General features: G+C 44.4%; 18 protein-coding genes and 1 pseudogene. 14 read left to right on the top strand and 5 right to left on the bottom strand.

Annotated elements, in window-relative coordinates:
* The first annotated feature begins 273 nt into the window (after positions 1 to 273).
* From AB4375_RS02775 to AB4375_RS02785, 3 genes are all read left to right on the top strand, one after another.
* The gene (locus AB4375_RS02775) at positions 274 to 483 is read left to right on the top strand and encodes a cold-shock protein (RefSeq protein WP_010430417.1); all 210 of its coding nucleotides are present in this window, start codon (positions 274 to 276) and stop codon (positions 481 to 483) included.
* Between the two features lie 117 nt (positions 484 to 600).
* On the top strand, positions 601 to 1,140 hold the full coding sequence (locus AB4375_RS02780; RefSeq protein WP_017061727.1) for a YaeQ family protein: 540 nt from the start codon (positions 601 to 603) through the stop codon (positions 1,138 to 1,140).
* On the top strand, positions 1,133 to 1,786 hold the full coding sequence (locus tag AB4375_RS02785) for a hypothetical protein (protein WP_372050987.1): 654 nt from the start codon (positions 1,133 to 1,135) through the stop codon (positions 1,784 to 1,786). The genes AB4375_RS02780 and AB4375_RS02785 overlap by 8 nt, the downstream gene beginning before the upstream one ends.
* Positions 1,787 to 2,047: 261 nt before the next feature.
* Here AB4375_RS02785 and folE read toward each other — a convergent pair whose 3' ends face one another.
* The gene (gene folE / locus AB4375_RS02790) at positions 2,048 to 2,701 is read right to left on the bottom strand and encodes a GTP cyclohydrolase I FolE (protein WP_017061725.1); all 654 of its coding nucleotides are present in this window, start codon (positions 2,699 to 2,701) and stop codon (positions 2,048 to 2,050) included.
* 216 nt (positions 2,702 to 2,917) lie between these two features.
* Between folE and moeA the strand changes: the two genes are divergently transcribed.
* The 7 genes from moeA to AB4375_RS02825 all read left to right on the top strand — a co-directional run bounded on the left by moeA (position 2,918) and on the right by AB4375_RS02825 (position 12,129).
* Positions 2,918 to 4,153, top strand: coding sequence for a molybdopterin molybdotransferase MoeA (moeA, locus tag AB4375_RS02795; RefSeq protein ID WP_102393097.1), 1,236 nt, complete (start codon positions 2,918 to 2,920; stop codon positions 4,151 to 4,153).
* Positions 4,154 to 4,165: 12 nt separating this feature from the next.
* Complete coding sequence (moeB, locus tag AB4375_RS02800) at positions 4,166 to 4,915, top strand: molybdopterin-synthase adenylyltransferase MoeB (protein WP_372050988.1); 750 nt, start codon at positions 4,166 to 4,168, stop codon at positions 4,913 to 4,915.
* A 255-nt stretch (positions 4,916 to 5,170) separates the two neighbouring features.
* Positions 5,171 to 7,306, top strand: coding sequence for an LruC domain-containing protein (locus AB4375_RS02805; protein WP_372050989.1), 2,136 nt, complete (start codon positions 5,171 to 5,173; stop codon positions 7,304 to 7,306).
* An 11-nt stretch (positions 7,307 to 7,317) separates the two neighbouring features.
* Positions 7,318 to 7,956, top strand: coding sequence for a hypothetical protein (locus tag AB4375_RS02810; RefSeq protein ID WP_372050990.1), 639 nt, complete (start codon positions 7,318 to 7,320; stop codon positions 7,954 to 7,956).
* 206 nt (positions 7,957 to 8,162) lie between these two features.
* Positions 8,163 to 8,477, top strand: coding sequence for a hypothetical protein (locus AB4375_RS02815; protein WP_017061706.1), 315 nt, complete (start codon positions 8,163 to 8,165; stop codon positions 8,475 to 8,477).
* Positions 8,478 to 8,600: 123 nt separating this feature from the next.
* Positions 8,601 to 9,449 (top strand): sulfurtransferase, encoded by an 849-nt coding sequence (locus tag AB4375_RS02820; protein ID WP_017065718.1) that lies wholly within the window; start codon positions 8,601 to 8,603, stop codon positions 9,447 to 9,449.
* A 385-nt stretch (positions 9,450 to 9,834) separates the two neighbouring features.
* Positions 9,835 to 12,129 carry a bifunctional diguanylate cyclase/phosphodiesterase gene (locus AB4375_RS02825; protein WP_102333910.1) on the top strand — a complete coding sequence of 765 codons (2,295 nt, stop codon included), beginning with the start codon at positions 9,835 to 9,837 and terminating at the stop codon, positions 12,127 to 12,129.
* 91 nt (positions 12,130 to 12,220) lie between these two features.
* Here AB4375_RS02825 and AB4375_RS02830 read toward each other — a convergent pair whose 3' ends face one another.
* Both AB4375_RS02830 and AB4375_RS02835 read right to left on the bottom strand, forming a co-directional pair.
* Positions 12,221 to 13,591: a glycoside hydrolase family 18 protein gene (locus tag AB4375_RS02830; protein ID WP_170962816.1), complete on the bottom strand. Its 1,371-nt coding sequence runs from the start codon at positions 13,589 to 13,591 to the stop codon at positions 12,221 to 12,223.
* 171 nt (positions 13,592 to 13,762) lie between these two features.
* A complete protein-coding gene (locus AB4375_RS02835; RefSeq protein WP_017064428.1) occupies positions 13,763 to 14,767 on the bottom strand; it encodes a sugar-binding transcriptional regulator in 1,005 nt (334 codons plus the stop codon).
* 459 nt (positions 14,768 to 15,226) lie between these two features.
* Here AB4375_RS02835 and tal point away from each other — a divergent pair, with 459 nt between their 5' ends.
* Complete coding sequence (gene tal / locus AB4375_RS02840) at positions 15,227 to 16,177, top strand: transaldolase (protein ID WP_009845571.1); 951 nt, start codon at positions 15,227 to 15,229, stop codon at positions 16,175 to 16,177.
* Positions 16,178 to 16,264: 87 nt separating this feature from the next.
* Positions 16,265 to 18,256, top strand: coding sequence for a transketolase (gene tkt / locus AB4375_RS02845; RefSeq protein WP_009845572.1), 1,992 nt, complete (start codon positions 16,265 to 16,267; stop codon positions 18,254 to 18,256).
* Positions 18,257 to 18,364: 108 nt separating this feature from the next.
* Here tkt and AB4375_RS02850 read toward each other — a convergent pair whose 3' ends face one another.
* Complete coding sequence (locus AB4375_RS02850) at positions 18,365 to 19,927, bottom strand: methyl-accepting chemotaxis protein (RefSeq protein ID WP_372050991.1); 1,563 nt, start codon at positions 19,925 to 19,927, stop codon at positions 18,365 to 18,367.
* Positions 19,928 to 20,092: 165 nt separating this feature from the next.
* Positions 20,093 to 20,497: pseudogene (locus AB4375_RS02855) on the bottom strand (Lrp/AsnC family transcriptional regulator); the annotation flags it as partial.
* Positions 20,498 to 20,906: 409 nt separating this feature from the next.
* Between AB4375_RS02855 and AB4375_RS02860 the strand changes: the two are divergent.
* Entirely contained in the window at positions 20,907 to 21,233 is a 327-nt protein-coding gene (locus AB4375_RS02860; RefSeq protein WP_372050992.1) for a hypothetical protein, read from the top strand.
* 47 nt (positions 21,234 to 21,280) lie between these two features.
* Complete coding sequence (locus AB4375_RS02865) at positions 21,281 to 24,037, top strand: immune inhibitor A domain-containing protein (RefSeq protein ID WP_372050993.1); 2,757 nt, start codon at positions 21,281 to 21,283, stop codon at positions 24,035 to 24,037.
* The last annotated feature ends 202 nt before the right edge of the window (positions 24,038 to 24,239 follow it).

Below are 24,239 nucleotides of genomic sequence, written 5' to 3' on the forward strand. Positions count from 1 at the left end.
ACAACAAATCACCATACAACTGTAACTCCATGATATTTAAGGAATGCAAAGTTTGACTACCCCCAAGTTTCTGCAACCTTTCCCTATGTATTCGATTGACTATCCCCTGATTTGATTTAGACTCGTTCCCGGCTAGAAAGAAAGTTCTTTGTATATAAACATTTCGTTGGATTACTAGTAACCCCGTTGTGTTGTACGCAATAGCAATAAACTTTTCCGCGCTATCAGTGCCACAATTGGCTCAAAATAAAAATTTAATTTTAGGATATCATCATGTCTAACACAGTTACTGGTACAGTAAAATGGTTCAACGAAACTAAAGGCTTCGGCTTCATTCAACAAGAAAACGGCCCAGACGTATTCGCACACTTCTCTGCTATCACTGGCGACGGTTTCAAAACTCTTGCTGAAGGCCAAAAAGTTGAGTTCGTAGTATCTCAAGGTCAAAAAGGCCCACAAGCTGACAGCATCAAAGTACTTTAATCTAGTATTTTAAAGCTTTCTAAAAATAGCCAGCCTCTGCTGGCTATTTTTTTACCCGCTATTCAGAGATTTAAGGTAATATTCCCCTTCACTATTTCTACCTAAGACACCCTCTCAATGGCTCTTAAACCGACAATCTATAAGTTTCGTATCTCTTTAACCGATATGAATCGCGACTATTACGACTCTTTCAATCTAACGGTTGCACAACACCCTTCTGAAACAGAACAGCGAATGATGGCTCGAATCATGGCTTTCTGTATCAATGCATCTCCTGAACTTGAGTTCACTAAAGGATTGTCTAGCATTGAAGAACCCGATTTATGGCAGAAGTCGTTAGACGATCAAATCCTAGAATGGGTCGATGTGGGCGAACCCGATCCAGAGCGTGTTAAGAAGGCAACTCGCCTATCTAAATCAGTACGCGTATTCAGCTTCAACACTAAATCAAACGTTTGGTGGGAGCAGAACAAAGGTAAATTCGGCTACCTAAAAGCTCAGATCGTTCGTCTAGACAACGATGGTATTGAGCAGCTAGCGGCGATGACACAACGTACGATGGATCTTTCAGTCATGCTGACGGGTAACTCTGCTTTCATTAACAGCGATACTCAATCGGCAGAAGTAACGTGGGAAGAGCTACAGAGTAATGACTGAGCGTCCAACCCCGAATAATTCGCAAACAGAAGCTAGCCAGCTAGAAGAAGCCAAGCAACAAGCCGACGCGCAGCAAGAAATCAAAGCTAAACAACAAGCTAGAACCAAGCTTCACCAGTGTTTAAAAGAAGCAGGTTTAGGTTCAGTCAAAGCGCTCTCGACAGGCTACGAGAAAGAGCTGTCGTCATTTATTGATGAAAACCACGCTTTGTTTAAACACGCTTGCGAGAACAAGCCGGAGAACTCTGCACGTCAGACGTTGCTTGGCTTGCTAACCAAGGAACATATCGATGCAAGCTATCGCTTTGAAAGCAATAAAGAAGCGAATGAGGCGATGCAAAATGTATTCGATAATACAGTGGGAACTGAGCACAGCGACAAGTTTCAAAACTCTAACGCTCAACAGTTAAAACTAGTCACGCATTTGTGGTTGTTCATTCAAGGACGACTAGGAATGGATTACAGCCTAGCCAATGATCACGCAGCTGTAGCCGCTACGCTACTGTCTCGTATATCGAGAAGCAGTGATGATGAGATTCGCGTAGAGTTCATGGCGAGTTTTTACGATGGTTTGAGCATCTATCAAGCCGAGAACAAGCCATCCGGTATTGTTCACCACTTAAAGCGTTTGTTTAACCTTTCTTAAGCACTCCACCAGCGACTGATTCTAGTTACGCTCTATATGCTTTCAACAAACGTTAAGATATAGAGCGTGCTTTTTCTGCTTGGCCGCAACAGATTCCCTATTACGTTCATTCTTCACTTTAGGGAATAACAGCATTCTCAGCCATTACAGTTGACTTCATTACAGGCGTAAAAAAGCCCCGCATAAAGCGAGGCTTAGAATATATTTCAATGAACATCAATTTACAGAGGCTAAATTGAATTCATCTAATAATGCAGTGAATCAACGCAGGCCGTGTAAGAACTCGTGGCGCGTTGCTGGGTTTGATCTGAAGATACCGCCTAGAGCTGTTGTTGTCGTTTCGCTGGTTGCATCCATTACACCGCGAGATTTCACGCAGTAGTGAACCGCATCCATGGTTACAGCAACGTCATCGGTTTCGAGTAGCGTTTGCAATGCAACAAGGATCTGCTGCGTCATACGCTCTTGAACTTGTGGGCGCTGAGCAAAGAATCGAACAATACGGTTGATCTTTGAAAGGCCAATAATTTTCCCACGCGGGATATAAGCGACCGCAGTCTTACCATCAATCGTCACTAAGTGGTGCTCACAAGTACTGGTCACGGTAATGTCTTTTACTCGTACCATCTCACGAACGCCCATCTTGTTTTCGATTACAGTAATTTTAGGGAAATTAGCGTAATCCAAACCAGAGAAAATTTCATCCACGTACATTTTAGCAATACGTTGCGGTGTTTCTTCCAGACTATCGTCCGTAAGATCAAGTTCAAGGAGAGTGAGAATCTCACGCATATGGTGTTCGATTCGTTCCTTTTTCTCTTCTCGGCTAACCTGGTTAGGACTCATTGGTGTCTCTAATCCGCGGCTTGCTAGCGCATCTTTAACCAACTTCGCTGATTCGCTAAGACCTGACATTGAACTTCCTCTTTTATTACCCCTTCTGGATGGCAAACAAGGATACTCGGAATTTTGAATAAATACACCCATATTTTAAGGGAGGTCATTATTTACGGGGCTTAAACTGTGCTAGAGTGGCTAGAATTTCGTTGGCGAACCATCATGATTTGATAACTATTGAATCCCTATTGCCAACCGCCAAATCAAAATAATAACGATCAAAGGATTTCAATTATGGGCTGTTGCGACGCTCCGGGCTTGATGCCAATTGAAGAAGCACTAGATAAGCTGCTATCACCAATTCAACCTATTCAAACGACCTTATCACTGCCATTGGCAGAAGCATTGGGTTACGTACTTGCTGAAGATATTCTATCCCCTATTTTCGTACCTCCTTTTGATAACTCAGCAATGGACGGCTATGCACTGCGCTTAGCAGACCTAGAGAACAGTAAAGTGCTGCCTTTAGCGGGCAAGTCCTTTGCAGGTCAACCTTTTGAAGGTGAATGGCCAGCAAACACCTGTATTCGCATTATGACTGGCGCAAAGATCCCGGAAGGTTGTGACGTCGTAATCATGCAAGAAAACACGGCTGAAACTGACGCTGGCATTGAGATTCAGCAAGACGACATCAAGCTGAACAATAACATTCGCCCTACCGGTGACGACATCAAGCAAGGCGATATCGTTCTTAGCCGTGGCGAACGTTTAACACCTCGTGACATTCCAATGATTGCTTCGCTCGGTGTGAGTCATGTAACTGTGGCACACAAACCTAAAGTCGCTTTCTTCTCTACTGGCGATGAGCTCAAGCCATTAGGCCAACCGCTTGAAGATGGTCAGATCTACGACAGCAACCGCTACGGTATCAAACCACTGATTGAAGCGTTTGGTTGCGAAGCAATTGACCTAGGTATTATTCCTGATTGCCCTGCAACGCTTAAAGAAACCTTTGTAAAAGCGCAAGAACTGGCAGACGTAGTTGTCACTTCTGGTGGCGTAAGTGTCGGCGAAGCTGATTACACCAAAGACATTCTTGAAGAGCTTGGCGAAATCGGCTTTTGGAAACTAGCAATCAAACCAGGTAAACCATTCGCATTTGGTGAGCTAGACAACGCTTGGTTCTGTGGCCTACCGGGTAACCCAGTGTCTGCAATGATGACCATGTACGTGTTAGTTCAACCTATGCTGGCTAAACTTGCCGGTCACACTGCGTGGACAGCACCAGAATCGATTCCTGCGATCACTAAATCTGCATTCAAAAAAGGCCCAGGCCGTACTGATTATCAACGTGGTATTTACTCGATTGAAAACGGTAAGTTTGTAGTAGAAACAACAGGTAACCAAAGCTCTGGCGCTTTCCGCTCAATGAGCTTAGCAAACTGCTTTGTGGTACTAGAGCGCGAACGTGGCCGTGTTGAAGTCGGTGAAACGGTTCAGATTCAACTGTTTAACTCCACGCTTTACTAACGAGGCTTGCTGATGGAAATACTGTCTGACGCAGAGATGCTTCGCTATAACCGCCAGATCATTCTCAAGCAGTTTGATTTTGAGGGTCAAGAAGCGCTGAAACAGAGCTCGATTTTGGTGTTAGGTGCGGGTGGTTTAGGCTGTGCCTCTGCTCAATACCTTGCGACTGCGGGTATTGGTAAGCTAATGCTGATCGACGACGATGTTGTCGAGCTTTCAAACTTGCAACGACAAGTGCTTCACACCGATGCTGATATTGGTAAGAAGAAAGTCGTTTCAGCCGCTGAATCATTACAGGTGTTAAACCCACACCTTAGAGTTGAAACGGTCGACCACAGACTTGATGACGAGGCACTAGCAAAGCTCATTGAAGCGCATTCGTTAGTACTTGATGCCAGCGACAACGTTGAAACGCGCAATCAATTGAACCGCTTATGTTACGCATCTAAAACGCCTTTAGTTTCTGGTGCTGCGATTCGCATGGAAGGTCAGATTAGCGTATTCACTTATCAAGATGAAAATGCACCTTGCTACCAGTGCTTGAGCGCTCTATTCGGCAACGCTGCTCTAAGCTGTGTTGAAGCCGGTGTGATGGCACCTGTTGTTGGCATGGTTGGCGCAGCTCAGGCTTTGGAAGCTATCAAGGTTATTGCCGGGTTTGGACAACCAAAGCAAGGCAAGCTTTTGATTCTCGATGCCATGTCTCACAGCTGGCGTGAAATGAATTTAATGAAGATGCCTAATTGTTCGGTGTGTGGATAAGCTAAATCATATCCCCTCTTATCGAAAACTTAAGCCTTGACTATATGTTGGGGCTTTTTTATATCTCAACGTCAGCATCTCAACTCGCTTTATCAATTTGAAATACTCTATGAGAGATTAGTTTCATTTGAGTTCTCATTTTGAGAATACAATAAAAAAATCAGCACCACAAAATATAATCGTTAAAAATCAACATGTTAAATTTGGCACATAACTTGTAACTGTATCTGTACCTTCCATCACAAGGATGTAGATATGAGAATTACAACGTTAAGTTTGCTATTAAGTGCCCCTCTAGTCGCCAACGCAGCGCCATTCGATACCTGCCCTAGTCAAGCATACCTCTTTCAGTCGAAACCCGTTGAGGTTTGGGGTGTAAACCTAGTGACCGGCTCAACCACTCTGTTAGAAGACGATACGGGCATGAATGCCAATATCAATGGTGTCGGATTTGATTTCCAAGACAGATATATTTATGGCTATGACACCACCAACAAACGTTTAGTGCGTCTTGGTCAAGACTTCCAAGCAGAAGTTATCAATACCAGTGGCTTACCAACCGATCACACTTTCTATGTCGGCGACGTTTATGACCATGTGTATTACCTTTACCGTACAGGGAAAGGCTTATTCACTGTTGACCTATCGCCTTTAGACGCAGACCCAAACGCGACTGTTACCGTTAACAAAATTGTCGGCAGCCCAGCAACTGTAAAATTGACTGATTTCGCCTTTCATCCAAGTGATGGCTCTTTATATGGTATCGATAATAACTCTGGTGGCTTATACAGCTTCAACCCTACAACTGGTGCCGAAACCTACATCGGAGACACCGGCGAGTTAGGTACGTTCGGTGCGGGCTATTTTGATGTCAACGGCTACTACTACGTATCTCGAAACCAAGACGGTAAAATTTACCGTATCAATCTGTCTCCAGACAACGCTGCCAATATCGCGGCAGGTATTGTTCCAGCCGTTGAATTTGTTTCGAATGGCCCAGCTTCTGGTCAAAACGATGGTGCTCGTTGTGCTAATGCACCTGTTGTTGATGAAGACTCAAACATCGACTTCGGTGATGCTCCAGACAGCTACCTAACGTTACTGGCGAGCAATGGCCCTCGACATGAACTCGATGGCATCACATGGTTAGGTACAACTCCTCCAGATGCGGATTTAGATGGTTATGTCACACCTCAATCAGATGAAACTGTCGGGGTGGATGATGAATGGGCAAACGGTGGTATCGGTTTTGTTACCGCACTTGAAGCAGGGCTTGATTCAAAAGTAGTAATTGAAGCTTCAACAACCGGTTACCTTTCAGCTTGGATAGACTGGAACCAAGATGGCAGCTTCGATGGCGCCAACGAGCAAGTGTTTACAGATTACGCGCTCGATGCTGGTGAAAACGATCTATTCCTAAATGTCGACATCAACGCACTAACCGGTACTACGTGGGCTAGATTTAGATTCAGCCAACAAACCAACCTAAGTTACTTTGGCGGTTCAACCTCTGGTGAGGTGGTCGATATTCAAGTCGATGTCCTTAACGATGGCGCCACCGCTCGTTACTTCCCAAGTGCTTCTGGCTACGCAACGCTCGCGTACGAAGATAACTGGCCTTATAAAGCCGACTACGACATGAACGATGCTGTTCTTATGTATCGCATTACTGAGATCCTTAAAGATGGAAAAGTCGTTAAGTCCACTATCGACGGCCGCCTAGCTGCTGTCGGGGCAACGTACAGAAATGGTTTTGCTGTTCGACTTCCTAACCTAGCCCCGAGCTTGGTGAGTAGTGGTAGCTCTTACATGAAACACAACGGTGTATTCACTGACCTTGACCTAGAAGATGGACGTAGTGAAGCAATCTTTGTTATCGCCAATGACCTGACAGAAAAAATCAGCACTGGCTGTACCTTCTACCGCACCAGTAATGGATGTAAAGAGGATGAGCAGTTCTCGTTCCAAATTGGTATTACTTTAGCCGGTGACGGTGTGAGTACTGGCAGCTGGACCGATATGCCTTACGACCCGTTCATCTTCGCAACGCCTGGGTATTATCACGGTGAAAACCTACCTCTACATCCAGGACGCAGCTGGGAGGTTCACTTACCAGACCAAGCGCCAACAGAAGCATTTGATACCACTAACCTCTTTGAAGCTGGATTAGGCGTTGATGACAGTAATCCATCAACAGGTAAATACTTCAAAACAGTAGAAAATCACCCTTGGGCGCTAATAGTGACTTCAGATGACGAATGGGAGTGGCCTTTGGAGTACGTCGATATTGTTACCGCTTATCCAGAGTTTAAAGAATACGCAGAATCCGGCGGTGAAACGAACCAGACATGGTACCAATCACCTGCAGACAACCAACGTTACGAACCATAAGGAGAGACGTTATGACTATTCACACTAAACAATATCGAGACAATCATTGCGTTAATTCGAGTCGCAATCTCTCTGAGGAAAAACGTATGTCTGTACAAAGCACTTGGAACATCAAGAAGTCACTAGCCATTATTTTAGCTGCAGCACCATTAGTATTAGCCGGTTGTGGGGGCGGCGGTGGGGGCGGCGGCGGCAGTGCATCTACTCCATCGCCATCTACACCGTCGACTCCTGCAACTCCGTCGAATCCGGTAACAGCAACGACTCCGGTAACCGCAACGCCTTCGCCGTCTCCCGCGACAAGTGCGGTAGCAGCGCAAAGCTATACGATGAGTGATTTGGTGGTACCTGACGGGTTTGACTACAACTCTGTTGAACAGTTTGATCTCGACATCGACATCAGCAGCATTTCGACAGATCGTTCTTTTGTGACCGTTTATAGCCGATTTAGCACAAGAGATGACTCAACCTTGAAGCCGGATTACTCCAGCAAGGTCATTGCAGGTCCATTAGATAATGGCGTATTCGCCTCGAACTTTGCAGCACCGGTAAACCATGACGCACTCTTGATAGAGATTTGGTTCTACGATGGTCAACCTCCATTACAACAGGTGGTTTCTAGCGGTGACTCTCAGATTGTCTGGCAGTAAATCGTTTAACAGCAGGTAACTTGTCGTTAGCGAGATCTCTGACGAAACAGAGTCAAAATGGATTGTTTATAAGTAGGAAGTGAGCAGAAATGCTCACTTTTTTATTTTCGTCGAAGAGCAGTTAATTCAGCTTTCTTAGCGAGTAGCATTCACTTTACCACCAACCTCACTTATATTTTCAACATAACCTTCAAAGACTTACTCTCATGAAACAGTTAAAAATAGGTCTATTTATCTTAATGTGTGGCGTAGGCGTGTTAGTTGCCCTTGCCTATTTCCCGCTAACATCAGAGACGGGGCAACGTATTCAAGCCAAAGTAATTTCGAACACGCTTACTCAATCCTTAGATGGGCACAGGCGTTATCTGACGGTTCAGACAAAAGATAATGACGTATTTCGGCTCTCTATTGCTCCTACCACAGACTGCCCTATTGATTCTGTGGTCGCGCTTGATACATTAAACAATCAAATAACCGGACAAAGCAGTTATCAGTTCATCCACTGTCGAGCTGCACAGTAGCCATCGATGCAACAACGGTATTCGTAAAGCAACTGTATTCGCAAAAGCAACAGTAATCGCTCTACCACTGTATTCGCTAAAACAGTAAGAATCGCTAAAACAACAAGAATGGATATAACAATAATGAATCAGCCACTCATCTCACCACAACAACTTCAACAACGTTTGCTAGCAGAAGACAATATCATCATCCTCGACGCCAGCATCGAGTTTCAAATTCCAAGCGAGTCAGAAAAGATCAAAGGACAAATGATTCCTGGTGCTATTCGTTTTGACTACGACAAAGACTTTTGTAACAAGCACACTCTGCTTCCTCACATGTTTCCGAGCGAAAAACACTTCAACACTCGCGCAAAAGAAATTGGCATCAATCAAGACAGTACGATTGTGGTTTACGATAACTCCGGAACCTTCGCTTCTCCTCGTGCGTGGTGGATGTTTATGGCAATGGGACACAACGATGTATTCATCTTAGATGGCGGTTTGCCAGCTTGGATCGAAGCCGGTTACGCGACCGAGACTGACTATCGCACCGAAGTAAAAGCGGGCAATTTTGAAGGCCATATTCAAGACAACTACTTTGTCAGTGCTCAGCAGATTGAAGGTTACTCAACTGACAAGAGCGCAAACATTGTAGATGCTCGTTCTCAAGCTCGTTTCGATTCAGAAGTTCCTGAACCACGTGAAGGCTTGCGTAGTGGCCATATACCGAATTCTATTTGCCTACCATTTGCCCAAGTACTCAAAAACGGCAAGTTAAAGTCCCAAGAAGAGCTTATTGATATCTTTTCAACGCTAGAATTAACGCCTTCTCAACCTATGTTCTTTAGCTGTGGATCTGGCGTAACAGCTTGCATCATATTATTAGCCGCTAAACTCGCTGGCTATAACGGTGAAATGGGTGTTTACGATGGTTCATGGACGGAATGGGGTGCTAACGACAAACTCCCTATCGCCGTGACTAAAAAGTAATTCAACTTCGCTTAATGCAACTATTAGAATATACTGCGCATGCATAAAGAGCTTACTGATAATGATGGCCCCACGTCTCATGAAGTAAGCCTCTATGTCGCAGTTAACGCTATGTTCATTTAAGACCAAGACTCGATTCACGCCGTTTGATTTGTAACCCACATCAACTTGCTAACCATAATTCGTGATTAATCATAAACTAATCGTTATCGACGTTATGAATACTAATTTTTCACTCAAGAATCTCTGCTCGTAGTCGTTACACTATTTAATCATTAATACTTTCATCATTGATGTTTGTATTTTTCGTTGCATGAATCGCGCTGACAACCCAATAGTTTGTCACTTGCAGTCTGTTAAAAGTAGTAACCAACAAAGGCATCTCATGGCTCTATTTAAGCAAAATATCTGGTCGCTGTACGCGTTTGTCGTACTACTGACCCTGATACTTTTCGCCGCGTTGGGAATAACAAACTGGAAAGCAAACAGAGACGACTTCATAGAGCAGCAACACATTCAGGTTGAGCTTTTTTCTAGCTCCGTCAACTCGCTGCTGACCAGTCAAGAAGCCTTGTTAGAAGTGGTTGGCCATCAGCTGGCTCAACAGTCTGATTTCACACGTACTGCATCTATCCAGATTAGGCCAATATTAGACAAGCTACTTGAGACCCACCCTGCGATAGCAGCGTTTGGCTTGTTGAACACCGACGGTGATTACCTCTCGATTAGCTCAAATCTCGAACTTGCGAATCAAAGGAACTTGCTGCAATACGCGCCAACCAGAGGCTCCTTCCTAGACGCCCTATCAAGCAGTAGCATGGTGCTTGGCCGTACCTATTTTCAAGATTCGTTGAATAGCTTAGTCATCCCGCTGAGAAAATCCATTTCAATCGATGGCAAGAAAACCGATGCAGTAATGACCGCAGGGCTACGATTAGACGCAACGATCGTATTTGAAAATAATGCTCACGCCGGAAGTTTCAATACACTAAGCCTGATCAGAAAAGACAGCTATCGCCAGTTTTATTCAAGTGATATTGAATCTGAGAGTGCCTATTCCTCTCCAGTCGGCAAAGATGTCATACAGCGTATTGCAAGTATCTTTACCGACCACTTCGGAATTAGCGTACAAGAAGCGATGAATGGGCAAGAAACCTATTCTTTTGTCGTCGACGATGAAGAGTACCACTCTTTGATGAGCGCGAAATACATCCCAAACTACAAATTATGGGTGGTAGGACGTACGGATCTAACTCACGTCGATAGTATATTCATACAAGAGTTCAGCATTCTTTTCGTTGCCTTTATTTTTCTTCAGTTTGGTTTCTACTTTTTGGTTAAGTCGATTGCCAAGAATGAACAACGGACTCGTAGCCAACTCATTTATCAGGCGAACCATGACCCTTTAACCTCTCTGCCAAACCGTTTGTACATGCGTAGAAACATTGGTAAATGGATTGACGATGAGTCAGAGCCGTTTTCGCTGTTGTTTATCGATATCGATAACTTTAAATGCGTCAATGACACCCACGGGCATGACTTTGGAGATAAGGTTCTCAAACAGATCGCTTTGCGTTTGATGAGGTTCCGATCTCGCCTCAGCCTATTGGTACGTGAATCCAGTGATGAGTTTTTGTTCTTGACGCCCTTGTCGAATGAAGCTGAAATTAAACGACTCGCCAAGCGCATTATTGAAGTGCTTTCTCAACCTTATGAAGTTGAAAGCGCTCAGTTTTTGTTAGGTTGCAGCATCGGTGTAGCGCGTTTCCCAGAACACGGAAAAGATCTGGATAGCCTGTTACGTTCTGCCGATATTTCAATGTACAAAGCGAAACAGCAGCAAAACTCGTACAGTATTTTCACAACGGAAATGCAAGATGCTCATCTCTACAAAATGAAAGTAGAACAAAGGCTACGCATCGCTATCGAGAAACAAACGCTGTTCATGGTTTTCCAACCGCTGGTTCGTGCAAATGAAAGTATTCATGGTGTAGAAGCACTCGTGCGCTGGATTGATGAGGAATTGGGTTTTGTTCCGCCAGATGTCTTTATACCGATAGCAGAGAACACGGGGTTAATGCAAAAACTGGGGACTTTTATTATTGAGTCCAGCATTATGCAGATCGCCCACTTGCACCGAACAACAGAACAAAAAATCGGGCTGTCGATCAACATATCAGTGCGTCAGTTTTCTCATCAATCCTTCTCTGAGCACTTGTTCGCGACACTAGAAAAGTATCAACTCTCTCCTAGCTGTGTAACGCTAGAAATTACCGAGAGCTTGTTCATTGAAGATGTGACTTTGGTGAAACCGACTTTTGAAGCCCTCAAAGAGAAGAATATAAAGATCTCTTTAGATGATTTCGGGACAGGTTATTCATCACTAAGTATGTTGAAAGCACTGCCTATCGATGAACTTAAAATCGATAAGAGCTTTATTGAGAACATTGCTGTCGATCAGCAGTCACTCACCATGGTGCAAAACATCATCGCAATCGGTAAGAACTTCGGCATGGTGGTATTAGCAGAAGGCGTAGAATCAAACGAACACTTCGCAATTCTAAAGGCATGTGGATGTGACTTAATGCAAGGCTATTACTTCTCTCGCCCTATTCCTTATGATGAGCTGGCTACTCACCTAAACAAGAAAGTGACCGAGCACGCGGAATGTTCTGTTTAAGAACGTGAGTTAAATAGACGAGCTAAATAAGGTAGGCGGCTAAACACCTACCTTATTTTCTAGGTATTTTCTGTTCAGTTATTTATTCATTTCACTTTTTATTCATTTCACTATGCATAACATCGATCAACTGCCCGGAAGGATCTCCTGATAATTCCCAAGTAAAAATGCCGCCTAGGTCTGATTTCTTCGCCCATTCTGCCTTTGCTTTAATAGAACGCTGATCTTCAAAAGATATGAATACTTTTTTATCTGGGTTCCACAAATAAGGTGCTTGAGCTTGCTCATCATACTTATACTCATAACCTTGTTTACTACTGTAGTTATTCATAAGATCCCAAAACATGAAGTAACCGTTTTCACCGGTACCAAACTGCGCCCCTTGTTCAGAAACTAGGTCACCTTTAGGCAGCTCTCCAGCAAAGTCTTTTGTCCCTTGCCAACCTCGACCATAAAAAGCCGCCCCGATCACGAGCTTCTCGCTAGGAATACCTTGCTCTATCATCTGATTAATGAAGACATCAGCTCCCATTCCCCACCAACTACGCTCGGTGGCATGTAAGTTTGTTGTGTGACCTGTTTGAGTTCCCCAGCCTCCGAGGAAGTCATACGTCATCGCAAACATGTTCGTCAGATATGGGCTAGCTGCGTTCCAGTCAATTTGAGCTGCCTTAGCACCAACACCGACAGCCGTTGAAAGCTCGTAATCTCTTTGAGTCGTCTTTGATAGAGCGTCCAAATCACTTCTGATTGTTTTTACTAAAAGAGTAAAAGCTTCACGCTCTAGCGCTTTTTGCTCATCCGTTAGTTTCGTCTCTGGGTTCCAAGGCGAAGTGGTTAAGCCGCCGCCTCCTGGGTATTCCCAATCAAGATCAATACCATCAAAGAAGTCGTATTTTTGGATCAATTCAACAGCAGTTTTTGAAAAGTGCGCAATGGCTTGAGGATCTTTCGCCATCGCATGGAAAGGTTCAGACATTGTCCACCCTCCAAATGAGGGCAAAATTTTGATATTTTGATTGTCGGCCTTCAGTTGAGCTAACTGGGCAAAGTGACCTTTATAGGCGACATCAACACCCACGTCTCCGAAATCGACTTCTAACGCAGCTTCTTTATCCACAATAATCGCGGTATATGGTTGTTTGTCTGCACATTGCTGCTGAATTTGTTTTTGGACGGGCTCACCAGCACCGCTATGAGGACCACACATGCTCAAGAAGGCGTAAATAATATGTGAGAGCTTGTCTGCAGGTATGTCGTCAACGGTATAAGGGTTGTCTTTATTCAGATATTGCCAATCCGCAAAATACCCTGCGACGACTTTATCATCGGCATGTACTGTAGGTGTGAGCATACAAGCCGTGGCTATTGAGCTAAGCCCAAAGATAGAAATAGATTTAAAGATAGAACTTGATTGGTCACTGTTGCTAGAAATAGCGTGTGTGATAAATGACAGTTTCATAATTATCTCCTTTAGTGTGGCTTAACATTAAAGAGTGATAATTCTTTCAACCGCTGAACAAATTCACTATTCGAGTCATGTCTAATAGTTATCCCCCTTATTGCACTGGTTTCATCAGAGGATTTTCCATGATTACTCAAATAGTGAATTCAACGAAGCACAAATATCTTACTATTCACTGCCGTATGGTTTATTCACGCTAAGTTGTTCGTCCAAATTAAGTACCGTTAAAGCATTACTTACGCTGGTCGCTATCACATCGACCACGCCGGTTCTTAGTGCACCTAACAAAGCGAGTGGTTTACTGTTCTCGGCTGCAATGGCAATGACTTCTGCAATTGGGCGGAATTCTTCCAAGGCCAAACCAATCACACGGTCACTCATTACTGTGTTTGCTGTTTTACCGTGAACATCGAAAAAGTCATAACCCGCAAAGTCACCGACGACTCCTTGCAATAAACGAGATTGAACGACCTCACCTGCGGTAAACCAACCTAAGTCGACCATATAGCTGTTTTCACTCATATCACCGATACCGACTAATGCAACATCGGCTTTTCGAGCGAGATCGAGTGTCTGCTTAACGGTGCTGTTTTCCATAAATGCGGTTTTTTGCGCTTTATTCTCGGCATAAGCCGGCGCGTATAAGGTTTCAGAAGATCCACCGTACTTTTTGGCTAGCTGCCTGCATATATGGTCGGCATTAAACATACCGCCTCTTGGGTGAATACCGCCGATACCACACACGAATTTACAGTCTCGTGGCGTAATTACGCCAGTGTGGTGAGCAACAGAAGATACGTTTCGCCCTTGCCCTACTGTCACCACCATACCGTTTTTCAGTGTACTGGTAAGATAGTTAGACACTAAACCGGCTACTTGGAGTCGTTGCTTCTCTTCATTCGGTTGGTCTAGTGCCACAAGCGCACGCTTTACACCAAATCGTTCGATCAAACGTTGCTCGATCTTCGCACTAAAGACAGGGTGGTATTTCACGGTGATCTCAACAATGCCCTCATCTCGGGCTTGCTTGAGCATTCGACCAACCTTTGCACGGGAGATAGAGTACTTTTTAGATATCTCTTCTTGCGTGGCACCATCTTGATAATAAGCAACCGCGACTTCAGTGAGGAGATCAGTGTTTTCTTCGGAAACATCTTGGATATTCTTACTCATATACCACTCAACCAATATTTAACAATTATTTTACCTGCTTGAAGAACAAATGTTCGATGCTTAAGCAAGTGATACACAAGTTTACACCCCGAACATATGTAACAGCAAGGTACATTTGCTCACAGTCATAACCATGGTTTTGTTGTTGATTAATTCACCTCACTTTGCTCGTTAAACGTTTGCTTGCATAGCCCATGATTACTAGAGCGAAATATATTTGACTGAAGTCACCATACAGTACTATTTACCGTTGACTTTGGGGCTAGATCGGATAAATATGGCTACATCATTTACTCATCGAGCGATCAAATGTTCTGTGCAAATGTTCGTTCGGAGAAAAATTTAAATTAATGTAAGTTTGGCTCACTGGTACAAACATTGAGAACTTCATTAGTTAGCTTGCAAATGCCCACACCTCTCCCATTAATGAGGTGTTATGCGATACATAGGATGATCAAAATGAGCAATAAATTAGAGCAACTTCGTAAACTAACAACTGTTGTAGCTGACACTGGCGATATCGAAGCTATCAGCAAGTACACTCCTGAAGATGCAACAACTAACCCATCTCTAATTCTTAAAGCTGCTCAAATTGCTGAGTACGCTCCTCTAATCGATGCTTCTATCGAATACGCAAAAGCGCAAAGCGGTGATAAAGCACAGCAAGTTCAAGATACTTGCGACATGCTTAACGTGAACATCGGTAAAGAAATCCTAAAAGTTGTACCTGGCCGTATCTCTACTGAAGTCGATGCTCGTCTTTCTTACGACATGGAAGGCAGCGTTGCTAAAGCTCGTCAACTTATCAAAATGTACAACGACGCTGGCATCACTAACGACCGCATCCTTATCAAACTGGCTTCTACTTGGGAAGGCATCCGCGCTGCTGAAATCCTAGAGAAAGAAGGCATCAACTGTAACCTAACGCTTCTATTCTCTTTCGCTCAAGCTCGTGCTTGTGCTGAAGCTGGCGTATTCCTAATCTCTCCTTTCGTAGGTCGCATCATGGACTGGTACAAAGCGAAAGAAGGTCGTGATTTCGAAGCTTCAGAAGATCCAGGTGTAATCTCAGTTTCAGATATCTACAACTACTACAAAGACCACGGCTACAAAACTGTTGTTATGGGCGCAAGCTTCCGTAACATCGGCGAGATCCTTGAACTTGCTGGTTGTGACCGTCTAACTATCGCTCCTCAACTTCTAGCAGACCTAGAAGCAGCAGAAGGCGAAGTAGTTGAGAAACTTATCGACTCTAACGGTACTAAAGAGCGTCCAGCAGCGATGACTCACGCTGAGTTCCTATGGGACCACAACCAAGATGCAATGGCTGTTGAGAAACTGGCTGAAGGCATCCGCAACTTCGCCGTTGACCAAGGCAAACTAGAAGACATGATCGCAGCTAAGCTGTAATCACTCTTACCAAATTCAAATAGGGGAACGTTCAGTTCCCCTACTTTTATCAATTTTGTTTTTCTTAATTTTTATTCGGAAGTTCTTATGAATCGCAAACATCTAGCTAACGCTATTCGTGCTCTAAGCATGGACGGCGTACAACAAGCAAACTCTGGTCACCCAGGCGCACCTATGGGTATGGCAGACATCGCTGAAGTACTTTGGCGCTCTCACCTAAACCATAACCCAGCAAACCCAGAGTGGGCTGACCGCGACCGTTTTATCCTGTCTAACGGCCACGGCTCAATGCTGATTTACTCTCTGCTTCACCTAGCAGGTTACGAGCTTTCAATTGAAGATCTTAAAAACTTCCGTCAACTGCATTCTAAGACTCCAGGTCACCCAGAGTACGGCTACGCACCAGGCATCGAAACAACGACTGGTCCTCTAGGTCAAGGCATCACTAACGCTGTTGGTATGGCAATGGCTGAGAAAGCGCTTGCAGCACAGTTCAACAAAGAAGGCCACGACATCGTAGACCACTACACTTATGCATTCATGGGTGATGGCTGTCTGATGGAAGGTATTTCTCACGAAGCATGTTCTCTAGCAGGTACGCTTGGTCTTGGTAAGCTGGTTGCTTTCTGGGATGACAACGGTATCTCTATCGATGGCGAAGTTGAAGGTTGGTTCTCTGACGATACACCTAAGCGTTTCGAAGCTTACGGCTGGCACGTAATCCCAGCAGTAGATGGCCACGACTCTGACGCTATCAACGCAGCGATTGAAGCGGCTAAAGCAGACCCTCGCCCTACTCTAATCTGCACTAAAACGGTGATTGGCTTTGGTTCTCCAAACAAAGCAGGTACGCACGACTGTCACGGTGCTCCACTAGGCGCTGAAGAAATTGCAGCAACACGTAAAGAATTAGGTTGGGAGCACGGTCCTTTTGAAATTCCGTCGGAAGTTTACTCAGAGTGGGATGCGAAAGAAGCAGGCGCAGCTAAGGAAGCAGCGTGGAACGAGAAACTTGCAGCTTATGAAGCAGCATACCCTGAGCTGGCAGCTGAATTCAAACGCCGCGTAAACGGTGACCTACCAGCTGAGTGGGAAGAGAAAGCATCGGCAATCATCGCTGATCTTCAAGCTAACCCAGCAAACATCGCATCACGTAAAGCATCTCAAAATGCTCTAGAAGCGTTCGGTGCTATGCTACCAGAATTCATGGGCGGCTCTGCTGACCTTGCGCCTTCTAACCTAACTATGTGGTCTGGTTCTAAGTCTCTTGAAGCGAACGACTTCTCTGGTAACTACATCCATTACGGTGTACGTGAATTCGGTATGACGGCTATCATGAACGGTATCGCTCTACACGGTGGTTTCGTACCATACGGCGCAACGTTCCTAATGTTCATGGAATACGCGCGTAACGCTATGCGTATGGCTGCTCTGATGAAAACTCAGAACATCCAAGTTTACACGCATGACTCTATCGGTCTTGGCGAAGATGGTCCAACTCACCAACCAGTTGAGCAAATCGCTTCTCTACGTCTAACTCCAAACATGAGCACATGGCGCCCATGTGACCAAGTTGAGTCTGCTGTTGCTTGGAAACTAGCAATCGAGCGTAAAGATGGTCCTTCTGCACTTATCTTCTCTCGTCAAAACCTTGCACAACAAGATCGTGACGCTGAGCAAGTAGCAAACATCGCTAAGGGTGGTTACATCCTGAAAGATTGTGAAGGCAAGCCAGAGCTTATCCTTATCGCAACGGGTTCTGAAGTTGAGCTAGCGGTTAACGCTGCTGCTGAGCTAACGGCTGAAGGTAAGAAAGTACGCGTAGTTTCTATGCCTGCTACTGATGCGTTCGACAAACAAGACGCGCAGTACCGTGAGTCTGTACTTCCATCTGACGTAACGGCACGTATCGCTGTAGAAGCTGGCATCGCTGACTTCTGGTACAAGTACGTTGGTTTCGGTGGCAAGATCATCGGTATGACAACGTTCGGCGAGTCTGCACCTGCAGGTGAGCTATTCAAGATGTTCGGTTTCACTACTGAAAACGTAGTAAACACAGCGAAAGAGCTTCTAGCTTAATCTTGAATACATTGTCTCGCCCTTCAATAGGTTGATGCATACAGAAAGCCCCGCATGAAAATACGGGGCTTTTTTTGTCTTTTCTCTCATTCGGATTAAATCTAACGGCTATTTTTCTTCGAAACGCTTTGCCAGTTGGTAGAACTCATTGACTTGTTCTTTTAGCTCTGTGGAGTGGTCTTTCACAGAATGCGTTGCCACTAAGTTTTGTTCTGCGGTCGAGGCGATAGACTGCATATGCAGATTGACCTCACTCGACAGCTCACGTTGCTTATGAGCAGAACTTTCAACAGACTGCATGAGTTCATTCATGGATTGCATTAGGTTTTCGACTTCCGACAAGCGCTCTGCACTTACCTTAGCAACATCACCACACGCGTCCGTTTGCTCTCGGTTCGCCAGAATATCTTTCTGCCACCCTTCAATCGTCGTTAGCATGGTATCGATGCTCTCTTTGATCTGAACCGTAGCCTTTGAGGTTCGACCCGACAATGCACGGACTTCGTCGGCAACAACGGCAAAGCCTCGTCCTTGCTCGCCCGCTCTCGCCGCTTCAATCGCAGCGTTCAGGGCCAACAAGTTGGTTTGTTCGGCGATTCCACCAATCTCTTCCATTATCTTGCTTACGCTCTGCGCTTGATCGCTCAGTTGGTAAGTCGTTTGAGTCGCCTTTTCAGCCTGAGAAGCTAGGCTCTCTAAGTTTTGATGAGTTTGATTAATGCTTTCTTTAGCGCCAGCACAGGTTTGCAAAGTTACATCAACAATCTGGTGCGCTTCTTCTGTGCGAGAAGAGACCTCATTGGCGGTGACTTCAACCTCTTCAGTCGCCTCTCGTACTTGAAGAATGTCTTTTGTTTGTTGATCTAAGGCTTCTGATACTTCAAATGACGTCGCATTTAGGTTGTCAGCCAAATCTTGTAACGGCTTGGCTGAGTCTGTCATGCGACCTAATACGGTGTGGATTCTTGCAGACAATAGTTTTAAGTGAAAATCGGCAATAGAGAACTGACTATTACCTGAATAAACAAGACGACTAACACTATCGAATTTAGATTGCAGCTTTTTCAACTGCAGTGGAGTATCAATCAGCTCTTGTCGGAAAAGCAGTGCTAATGCTGAAACAGGAAGTAGGCTCAACAACCATTGTGATACTTGCCCTACTTCAATGAGATTTGAAATTAACGGCGCAGCCAAAGAGCCTAGCAACACGGCGTAACGAACACTGTCACTGATCTTTAATGACCATTGGCGACCCGACTTTTCAGCCTTCAAGAGGCCTTGGTAAGCCTTATCTGCAACTTGTATCCATTCATTCTTTGGCTTAACACGAACAGATTGGTAGCCACTCACCTTACCATTGTCGTAAATTGGAGTTACATAAGCATCGACCCAGTAAAACCGACCAGATTTGGTTTTGTTTTTTACGATGCCACGCCAAGCTTTACCTTGCTTTAGGTTAACCCACATATCAGCAAAAGCGGCTTTCGGCATATCGTTATGCCTTACGATATTGTGGTGTTGCCCTAGCAATTCTTGTTGGCTGTATTCCGCTATGCGACAAAAAGCATCATTACTGTACGTAATCACGCCTTTTAAATCAGTGGTAGAGACAAGTTGTTCGTTTTCGCTGAGAAGCGTTTCACGAGATTGAGTAGATGAGCTGACAGTCATTATATTAACTTAGGTTAATTATTATTTTAGGCGAGGAATATATACAATTATTAAAGTTATGACAAAATGTGAACGTCACATTTTGTGTAAATGCCTGCTATTTATACAAATATTAGCTAAGTACCTCACAAAGCTAATAACTTCACTATCTTCTCATGCCAACAGTCACGACTCATCTAAGTTTACGGCAGTGGTAAATTTCACGGTTCTCATTGAGACAGAGGTATGGAATTTACGAATATTCAGATCTTTGCGTAGTACTCGCTCCACAAAGTCTTCGTTGGCTTGAATGTCTTTGACCGTCACAATCAGCATGAAATCAAAGCTGCCTGATATCTGATAGCACTGCGTGACCTCTTCTGCCTTTGAAATAGAATGGCGAAAGATTTGGTAAATATCCCCTCGATCACGCTCCATTTCCACGGACACAACCAAAGTCATCTTACTGCCGGTCAGTTCTGGATTAATGATGGACACACCACCGACAATCACGCCCTCTTCTCTCAGCCGTTTCACTCGCTTTAAGCAAGCAGGCGGTGACAACCCGACCAGCTCTGCTATTGTTAAATTTCACGTCATTGAAACACTGAAAGTTACTCTCAATACCCTAATTATTGATATTTTGAGTAAAAATAATTTGAGCATGGGTATTTACTAATGACTCAGTTATTACATGCGTATTTTAAAACACCGATAATAAAAAATTATCTTATTAGTTAGAACCCAACGCCTTGTATAAAGCGCCCTCCAGAATAATAACCACGACCTAATCAATGTTATTAAACATCCAAACTATCAACTATTCATTCAACAAAACCCATTAAATAACTGACAATAGAATAAATAGCACTCCTTATTTTATATTAACTCTAAATGTTGAAACCGGAACGAATAATTAATTGTAATAATTATCCATTTGATTGGTAGATTTTATAAATATATTTTGTTACATAATCAAAACTGATGGCTTGATATAATAATGTCACACAAAACAATGGCTTTAATGGTTCTAATTTTTTCCTCACTGTCACAGGCTTCCACTATTGAGAACGACGAACTATTGCTGAAGTCATTGATTAAAAAAGGTGTTATCTGTTCAGGCTTAACCTATGAGGAAAATCAAGAAGCTTTGCGTATCTATCTCAACGCTAAAAAAGTGAAGAGCACTCCGTTTGATTCAAAAAATAGAAAAGAGACAACCAATACAAAAGAGATAGAAGGTAAAAAACATACAACAAACACACGTCAGTTAAATAAGACACCACAAGAGTGTATTAGGCCAAACTCGGCCAACAGATCCGAATAAGGCAAGTTGATACTGATATCGACATGGAAATATAAAAAGGAAATATAATGAAAATGATGAGAAAAACATTGTTGGCTTCAGCAATGCTTACTCTATTTAGCGTCAGTGGTTATGCAAAAACACCTATTGATTTAGGCGTAGTTAATGAAGACAAACTCATTGAAATGCTAGTTAGACAAGGCTTAGTCGACCAAGATGCAACCGATACGGCAAAACACGACGCACTTGACCGTTACTTAAAAAATAAGATCAATTCCGGTTTTAAAGGCGACGCTCAATTCGGTAAAAAAGCACTTGAGCAACGAGCGAAAATACTCAAAGCCATCGAAAAAGGATCCGGTGTTAAAAAAGCGAGTGTCTTTGCTTTAGAAGTCGGCACCAAGCGTACCGATAAAGTACTCGCTCTGTTGGTCGATTTCCCTGATTTGAACTGGGATAACAACAAGCTGACCGAAGAGCACACGCAAATGCTCTACGAGAGCTACAACCCTGAACATTATCAAGAGTTGTTGTTTTCAAATTCTGGCTACACAGGTCCAAATGGCGAAAACCTAATCTCGATGCGTCAGTATTACCAAAGCGAATCAGGTGATAGTTACAGCGTTGCGGGCCAAGCTGCTGGTTGGTATCGCGCCTCTAAGCCTGCGTCTTTCTATGGTGGTAACTCCCCGACGACCGACAACGATCTCAACGCACAAGAACTGGTTCGCGAAGCGTTGAATCAACTGGCGCAAGATCCTAGCATCAACCTTGCCGATTACGATATTGAAGATCGTTATGATTACGACGGTGACGGAAATTTCCGCGAACCCGATGGTGTGATTGACCACCTGATGGTGTTTCATGCATCGGTAGGCGAAGAAGCCGGTGGTGGCGTGTTAGGCCCTGATGCGATTTGGTCTCACCGATTCAACCTTGGTCGCACTCATGTACTGGAAGGTACTTCTAGCTCGCTTCCAGATCGCTTTGGTGGCCAATACGCGGCGTTCGATTACACCATTCAACCGATTGATGCGGCTGCAGGTGTTTGTGCCCACGAATATGGTCATAATTTAGGCTTACCAGACGAGTATGACACGCAATACACAGGCAGAGGCGAACCGGTTTCTTACTGGTCAATCATGTCTTCGGGCAGTTGGGCTGGTCAAATTGGTGGTACACAACCAACGGCATTCAGCTCTTTGGCAAAACACTTCCTACAGAAATCGATTGGCGGACGTTGGGTTAACGATGATCAGCTCTCGATTGATGACCTAGAAGACAATCCACAAGTGTATACGCTGTTCCAAACAACGGATAACAGTCGTCCTAACATGATCAAAGTGGATCTTCCTGAAAAGCAGATTGAAAGTCTGAAACCCTTTGAGGGCGAGTATTCATTCCACTCTCAAAAAGGCGATGATCTGAAAAACAGTATGACTCGCAAGTTGATGATCCCAGCGGGTGATTCTGCACTGCTGTCTTTCAAAACTTGGTATGAGATTGAAAAAGACTACGACTTTGCGCGCGTGCTAATCAACGGACAAGCCATTGCAGGAAACATTACCTCAATGGACGATCCATACAACACGGACCTCGTTCCTGCTATTGGCGGCGAATCTGGCGGATGGGTCGACGCTGAGTTCGACGTTTCACAATGGGCAGGCCAAGAAGTGGAACTGTCTTTTGAATACATCACCGATGGCGGCTTAGCAATGGAAGGCTTCTATTTAGATAACCTTGCTGTTGTTGTCGATGGTGAAGTGACCTCAATAGACGATGGTGAAAGCAACTCCACCTTCGCCCTTAATGGTTACAAGCTGAGTAATGGATTCCATCAAGCGCAGCACTACTATCTATTGCAATGGCGCAGCCACATGGATGTTGATGAAGGCCTAGCGAACATCAAACGCATGGGACAACTGATGTCATTCGACCCTGGCTTGATCATTTGGTACGTCGACGAATCACTCACCGACAACTGGGTAGGTAAACACCCTGGTGAAGGTTGGTTAGGCGTGGTCGATGCAGACCAAAATGCCATGGTGTGGGCAAACTCTGGTGAAGCGGCTCAAACACGCTACCAAGTTCGAGACGCAGCGTTTTCACTCAAAGATCATACTCCAATGCGTCTTGTAAACAGCGACAACGATGTACTCGAAGATACCAGTTTGGTTGGCAATGCTAGCTTCTCGGATGACCAAGATTACACATCGCCTCAAGCGCCTGATTCAGGACGCATCCTGACGGAGTTTGGTTTAGCGGTCGATATTGTGAATCAGAGTGACAACAACGAATACGGCGTGGTTCGCTTATCTAAAGTAAGCCAACACAACGTCGCTCCTACTGCGAACTTCGAGCTGAATGTGACTGGCCTGAATGTTTCTGTAAACAACTTCAGCTCAGACCAAGACGGTGAGATCACCCATTACCTGTGGGACTTTGGGAACGGCACAACAAGTAACGAAGTGGCACCAACTTGGTCTTACGAGCAAGCGGGCGAATACACGGTGAACTTGACTGTTGTCGACGACAAAGGCGCTACCGCTTCATTTAGCTCCGTAGTGAGTGTTGAATCTCCAAACGCCCTTCCAGAAGCGAGCGCGAAGTACATTCACTTGGGCCGCTGGGTAACCATGTGGTCTACAAGTTCAGACAGCGATGGTCGTATTGTTGATACCGAGTGGACACTTCCAAACGGAAAGGTGAAACGAGGTCGCACATTCACGTCAATCTTCCCTTCATACGGAAAGCACGAGGTGACACTGAAGATAATCGATGACCAAGGTGGGATTACCACTAAGACAATTTTGGTCGACCTGTAAATCATCGCTGGCTCTGTCATGCGTATTTACAACACAAGCTTAAGTACTGTTGTCACAGGATATAAGCCACGACAGCAGTTTTAAGAAAACGTTATTATTTAAGCCGTAAGCAAAGGCCCTACCGATTTGGTAGGGCTTTTTATTGGTCGCAGTTCGAGATACTAGGGTTTTAATCACAGTAACAAATTTACTGAACCACCAT

Origin of the sequence: Vibrio sp. 10N.261.51.C6 (genome assembly GCF_041471785.1) — a bacterium.
Classification (GTDB): Bacteria; Pseudomonadota; Gammaproteobacteria; order Enterobacterales; family Vibrionaceae; genus Vibrio; species Vibrio crassostreae_C.

Bases quoted from the DNA above. Each gene is read 5' to 3' on its own strand.
- tal (WP_009845571.1), top strand. From the start codon at position 15,227: ATGAGCAATAAATTAGAGCAACTTCGTAAACTAACAACTGTTGTAGCT.
- AB4375_RS02865 (WP_372050993.1), top strand. From the start codon at position 21,281: ATGAAAATGATGAGAAAAACATTGTTGGCTTCAGCAATGCTTACTCTA.
- AB4375_RS02830 (WP_170962816.1), bottom strand. From the start codon at position 13,591: ATGAAACTGTCATTTATCACACACGCTATTTCTAGCAACAGTGACCAA.
- AB4375_RS02820 (WP_017065718.1), top strand. From the start codon at position 8,601: ATGAATCAGCCACTCATCTCACCACAACAACTTCAACAACGTTTGCTA.
- AB4375_RS02785 (WP_372050987.1), top strand. From the start codon at position 1,133: ATGACTGAGCGTCCAACCCCGAATAATTCGCAAACAGAAGCTAGCCAG.
- AB4375_RS02835 (WP_017064428.1), bottom strand. From the start codon at position 14,767: ATGAGTAAGAATATCCAAGATGTTTCCGAAGAAAACACTGATCTCCTC.
- moeA (WP_102393097.1), top strand. From the start codon at position 2,918: ATGGGCTGTTGCGACGCTCCGGGCTTGATGCCAATTGAAGAAGCACTA.
- AB4375_RS02825 (WP_102333910.1), top strand. From the start codon at position 9,835: ATGGCTCTATTTAAGCAAAATATCTGGTCGCTGTACGCGTTTGTCGTA.
- AB4375_RS02775 (WP_010430417.1), top strand. From the start codon at position 274: ATGTCTAACACAGTTACTGGTACAGTAAAATGGTTCAACGAAACTAAA.
- AB4375_RS02810 (WP_372050990.1), top strand. From the start codon at position 7,318: ATGACTATTCACACTAAACAATATCGAGACAATCATTGCGTTAATTCG.
- AB4375_RS02780 (WP_017061727.1), top strand. From the start codon at position 601: ATGGCTCTTAAACCGACAATCTATAAGTTTCGTATCTCTTTAACCGAT.
- moeB (WP_372050988.1), top strand. From the start codon at position 4,166: ATGGAAATACTGTCTGACGCAGAGATGCTTCGCTATAACCGCCAGATC.
- AB4375_RS02805 (WP_372050989.1), top strand. From the start codon at position 5,171: ATGAGAATTACAACGTTAAGTTTGCTATTAAGTGCCCCTCTAGTCGCC.
- AB4375_RS02850 (WP_372050991.1), bottom strand. From the start codon at position 19,927: ATGACTGTCAGCTCATCTACTCAATCTCGTGAAACGCTTCTCAGCGAA.
- AB4375_RS02860 (WP_372050992.1), top strand. From the start codon at position 20,907: ATGTCACACAAAACAATGGCTTTAATGGTTCTAATTTTTTCCTCACTG.
- folE (WP_017061725.1), bottom strand. From the start codon at position 2,701: ATGTCAGGTCTTAGCGAATCAGCGAAGTTGGTTAAAGATGCGCTAGCA.
- AB4375_RS02815 (WP_017061706.1), top strand. From the start codon at position 8,163: ATGAAACAGTTAAAAATAGGTCTATTTATCTTAATGTGTGGCGTAGGC.
- tkt (WP_009845572.1), top strand. From the start codon at position 16,265: ATGAATCGCAAACATCTAGCTAACGCTATTCGTGCTCTAAGCATGGAC.